Annotated in this window: 1 protein-coding gene and 1 pseudogene; both read right to left on the bottom strand. The window is 76.7% G+C overall.

Going from position 1 to position 2,453, the window contains the following annotated elements:
- A pseudogene (locus FOE67_RS22745) lies at positions 1-340 on the bottom strand (hypothetical protein); the annotation flags it as partial.
- A 163-nt stretch (positions 341-503) separates the two neighbouring features.
- Positions 504-2,249 carry a serine/threonine-protein kinase gene (locus tag FOE67_RS22740; protein WP_182666711.1) on the bottom strand — a complete coding sequence of 582 codons (1,746 nt, stop codon included), beginning with the start codon at positions 2,247-2,249 and terminating at the stop codon, positions 504-506.
- Between the last annotated feature and the right edge of the window lie 204 nt (positions 2,250-2,453).

Genomic DNA, 2,453 nt, shown 5'->3' with positions numbered 1-2,453 from the left:
GGGCGGTGTCCGGGGCGGGCTCGGCGCCGGCGTCCGCGCCGGTCCCGGCGGGAGGCTCCGGTGTCGCCGCCCCGGCGGGACCGACGGGTTCGCGGCGGGCCACCGGGTCCGAGACGGTGATCAGGTCGCGGACCCCCACGATATTGGGGTGCTCCAGGCCGAGCAGGGTGTGCCGCTCGTGGACGAAGCGCTCGACCAGCTCGGGGTCGGCGGCCAGATCCTCCCGCATGACCTTGACGGCCACCGGGCCGTCGGGTCCGTCGGCGAGCCATACCGTGCCGGCGGAGCCGCGGCCCAGGACTCGGTGGAGGGTGTACTGGCTGCCGATGTTCCGTGCCATGGCGGGAGGCTACGACGCGGGGTCCGAATCAGGGACCGAACCCCGGGCTCTTTGTCCGCATTTACCCGGAAAGACGGGCGGAAAATCCCCGCGGGAAGTCGACAAATTCCCGGGGCGACCGCCCTCCCGCCCCCGTGGGTGACGGGGGCGGGGTGACGGGGCGTCAGTTGCCGGGCAGGTTGCCCTGGATGTCGTCCACCGCGTCCCTGGCGCCCTCGGCGAAGCCGATCATCTCCTGGAGCGAGGCGAACCAGTCCTGCACCGTCTCCCAGAAGCTCCGCCCCTCCGCGACCCAGTCGGGCAACGGCGTGAAGTTCCAGGCCACGAAGACGAGGGCGGCCAGCACCAGCACGATGATCAGGCAGCCCTTCAGGCAGCCCAGGCCGGGGATCCGGACGGGGTTGGCGCTGCGGCGCGGCTCGCGGCGGGGACGCGGTTCGCGCCGGGGCTCGGGCCTCGGCTGCGGGCGCGGCCGGGGCTCGGCACGGCGCGGCGGTTCGGGCTCGTACCGCTGCGGTCGGCCCCGGTCCTCCGGGGACCGCTCGTGGGAGGACCGCCCGTAACCGGGGTCGGCGACCGGTCGGGGACGCTGCGGGGGCCGCTGGGGCTCGGGACGGGGCCGACGCCGCGGCGCCCGGTACAGGGGGTCCTGCGCGGGGTCCAGCGGTTGAACGGTGGTCTGTTCGTTGCGGTCGCGGGCGGCCCGCAGCTGGTTCTCCCAGGGGTGGGGCTCCTCGCGGCCGGCGGGGCCGCCGGACTCCCCCGCGGGGCCGAAGCCCCCGGCCGGCATGGCCCGGGTCGCGTCGAGCGCGCCCCGGTCGTCCGGCCCGCCGGCGGCGCCGGCGCCGGCGACCGGCAGTACGTTGGTGGCGGCGTTCGGGTCCGCTCCCCCGACCCCACCGGACCCCCCGGGCAGGGCCTGCGTCGGCTCGGCCCCCAACGGGCCGGGACCCTCGCCGCCGGTGCCGGGCACCCGGACCGGGTCCCCGGGCGGGGCCAGCAGCGCGGCGACGCCGAGGGCGGCGGTGCGCTCGTCGGGACCGGCGTTGTCGGAGATGCCCGCCGCCACGGTGCGCAGGGCCCGGGCCAGGTTCTCCGCCGAGGGGCGCTCGGTGGGGTTCTTGCGCAGACAGCGTTCGAGCACCGTCCACAGCGGACCGGGGACGTGGTCGGGACGGGCCGGCTGCTCGGAGAGGTGGCGCCGGAGCACCTCCAGCGCGGACCCGCCGCGGAACGGCGGCTGCCCGGTGAGCAGTTCGTACAGCAGGATGCCCGCGCCGTAGACGTCCACGGCGGAGGTCTGGCCGTGCCCCTCCGCGGACTCGGGGGCCACGTAGGAGGGGGTGCCGACGAACTCGTGGGCCCGGGTGACGCCCGGCGAGTCGGCGAGGCGGGCGATCCCGAAGTCGGTGAGCATCGGCCGCAGCGGCTCGTCGCCCCGGCCACCGGCGAGCAGCACGTTGGCGGGCTTGAGGTCGCGGTGGACCACGCCCCGGGCGTGGGCGGCGGCGAGCGCGTCGGCGATCTGCGCGGTGAGCAGCGCCGCGGCGATCGGGGTCAGCGGGCCGTTCTCGTAGAGGTGGCGGTGCAGGTCGGGACCGTCGACCAGGTCCATGACCAGGGCCAGGAGGTCGCCCTCGACGACCATGTCGCGCACCCGGACGATGTTGGAGTGGTCCTCCTGGCCCAGGCGCAGCAGCACCGAGCGCTCGCGCAGGAAGCGCATGACCACGTCGGGGTCGTGCGCCAACTCCTCCTTGAGGACCTTGATGGCGACCAGTTCGCCGGGGTGCCCGGGGACGGCGGCCTCGGCGCCCGCCGCCTCGCGCTGGCGGGCCCGCCAGACGGTGCCGGTGGCACCGCGCCCCAGCGGTTCCTCCAGGAGGTACTTGCTCCCTACCGGCCGCACGTGCACTCCCGGGGTCGTCGCGTCGGTGACGCCGCCGGGGACGGCCCCCCGCGGACGCGCCGGCGGGGCGCGGGCGGGCCTTCCCCGTGTCCGCTTCCCCGTCGTCGGGGCCGCCGTCCGGCGACCCCGGGGACCTACTGTAATGCGCCCACCCGCACGCCCGTGTCCCGAACTCCGGGTCCACCCGGGGGACGGGGGCGGGGC

The organism is Streptomyces calidiresistens (assembly GCF_014141525.1).
GTDB classification, from domain to species: domain Bacteria; phylum Actinomycetota; class Actinomycetes; order Streptomycetales; family Streptomycetaceae; genus Streptomyces; species Streptomyces calidiresistens.
This window is presented reverse-complemented; position numbering and strand designations above follow the sequence as displayed.